Origin of the sequence: Nocardia sp. NPDC060220, from assembly GCF_042727815.1 — a bacterium.
GTDB lineage: Bacteria > Actinomycetota > Actinomycetes > Mycobacteriales > Mycobacteriaceae > Nocardia.
Genome location: NZ_JBHWZY010001049.1, coordinates 1 through 2,128, shown reverse-complemented (window position 1 = coordinate 2,128; position 2,128 = coordinate 1). Strand labels below are relative to the sequence as shown.

The 2,128-nt window shown below is 69.1% G+C and carries 2 protein-coding genes; both read right to left on the bottom strand.

Annotation, left to right across the window (positions count from 1 at the left end; translation table 11 throughout):
* Positions 1–33: 33 nt before the first annotated feature.
* Positions 34–939, bottom strand: coding sequence for a glycosyltransferase family 2 protein (locus ACFWF3_RS33470; RefSeq protein WP_379317961.1), 906 nt, complete (start codon positions 937–939; stop codon positions 34–36).
* 11 nt (positions 940–950) lie between these two features.
* The gene (gene rfbD / locus ACFWF3_RS33465; protein ID WP_379317959.1) at positions 951–1,802 is read right to left on the bottom strand and encodes a dTDP-4-dehydrorhamnose reductase; all 852 of its coding nucleotides are present in this window, start codon (positions 1,800–1,802) and stop codon (positions 951–953) included.
* Positions 1,803–2,128 lie beyond the last annotated feature (326 nt).

Here is a 2,128-nt window from a genome sequence, read left to right as displayed (position 1 = left end):
AGTTTCCCCTGTTCACAGTGGACCGGTACCTATTCAGGCTCCGGTTCGCGCTTGCTCACGCAGCGCCGATCGAACCGCAATCTTGGAGCGAACCGCAAGTCCGGCCCGCAACGCGCCCCGCAACGGTGCCTGCCACCAGTGCGGATGCCGGTCCGCCTGGAATCGGTAGGCGCTGGCGTGGTGGGCGGGCAGCATCAATTCGGGATGCTTGCCCGCGGCATGACCCTTGGCGTGGGTCACCTCGGCGTCCGGGACGAATACATTGTGCCAGCCCGCCTTGCCCATGCGGTCACCGAAGTCCACGTCCTCCATGTACATGAAGTAGCGCGAGTCGAAACCGTCGATGGTGTCGAAGGCGGCGCGGCGCACCAGCAGGCAGGAGCCGGACAGCCAGCCGACCACCCGCTCGGAGATCTGCTCGTTCTCCTGGCGGTAGCGCACCGACCAGGGGTTCTTCGGCCAGACCGAGCCCAGGATCGCGTGTCCGGCGCCATCGGCGAGGCCGGGGACCCGGCGTGCGGACGGGTAGATGCTGCCGTCGGGCTCACGAACCATCGGGCCGATCGCGCCCGCCCGCGGCCAGCGTGCGGCGGCTTCGAGCATCTTGTCGATGGAGTCGACGCCCCAGCGGATGTCCGGGTTGGCCAGGATGACGAATTCGATGGACGGATCGATCTCGGCGACGGCCCGGTTGATGGCGCCGCCGTAGCCGATATTGCCGCCGGTGTGCAGCAGCGTCACGTGCGAGTTGGCCTCGGCGACGAGTTCGGGGACGCCGTCGGTCGAGCCGTTGTCGGCCAGGATCACCTGCGGCTTCTCGCTGGTCGCGTCGGCGAGAGTGGTGATGAAGTGCTCGAGGTGCTCACCCGGTGAATAGGTCACCGTGACCACGGCAAGGCCGGCGGTGGCTGGAGAATCGGCTGCGTCTGCTGCGTTCACGACTGCGGAGCCTAGTCGGACAACCGGCGCAGTGTGTCGGTGAGTGCGATACGCCAGGGGCGCAGCGGGGTGAGGCCCGCCGCGTTCCAGGCGGCGGGGGACAGCACCGAATACGCCGGGCGCGGTGCGGGTCTGGGGAATTCGCTGGACGCGCACGGCAGTACCCGGTTCGGGTCGGCGCCCAGGTCGGTGAAGACCGCCGCGGCGAGGTCGAACCAGGTGGCGGTGCCGGAATTGGTGGCGTGCAGCACACGGGGGGCGTCGGGGCGGGTGCTCAATTCGAGCAGGCCCGCGGCGAGATCGGCGGCGCTGGTGGGAGAGCCGAGCTGGTCGTTCACCACGGTGACGGTGTCGCGTTCGGCCTCCAGCCTGCGCATCGTCGCGACGAAATCCCCCTCGACACCGGAATAGACCCAGGCGGTGCGCACGACCTGGGCGCCCAGCGCGAGCACCGCCTGCTCACCGGCGAGCTTGGATCGGCCGTAGACGGTGCCCGGTCCGGTGGGGTCGTCGGGTTCGTACGGAGTGCGCGCGGTCCCGGGGAAGACGTAGTCGGTGGACACGTGGATCAGCCGCGCGCCCGCCGCGGCGCAGGCGGCGGCCAGGACGCCCGGTCCGGTCGCGTTGGCGGCGAAGGCGGCGTCGACGTCGGTTTCGGCGGCGTCGACCGCGGTGTAGGCCGCGCAGTTGATCAGTACGGCTCCGGAAGTGAGGACGGCGTCGACGGCGGCGCGGTCGGTGATGTCGAGTTCGGCCCGTCCGAAGCCGCGCGCCTCGGGTGCCAGGCGCAGGATCTGTCGCCCCAGCAGACCATGTGCGCCGGTTACGATCAGGTGAGCGGGGGCGGGGAAATCGACGTTCACGCGGCCAGTCTGGCACGCCGGGGCACGTGCGGTTGGGCCCGAGTGTGGTAACTGTTGGTTAGCCTGTGATGGCCGGTGTCCTCGGACGAGCCCGGGTTAACGACAAAGGCGGAGTTTGCCGGGGGAAGAGCGGGCCGGGCGCGGAGTTCGTCGAGAGGATGCACGAGTGCGAGAGTCGACAAGACCGGTCAGCGCGCCTGCGGGCACCTTCGGTCCGGCCAAACTGATGGTGGCGATTTCGGCGGTGCTGGTGCTGGCACTCACCGGATTCGCCTGGCGCAGTGTCGATAACCCGTCATCTACTACGCACCGTCCACTCTCGCTCA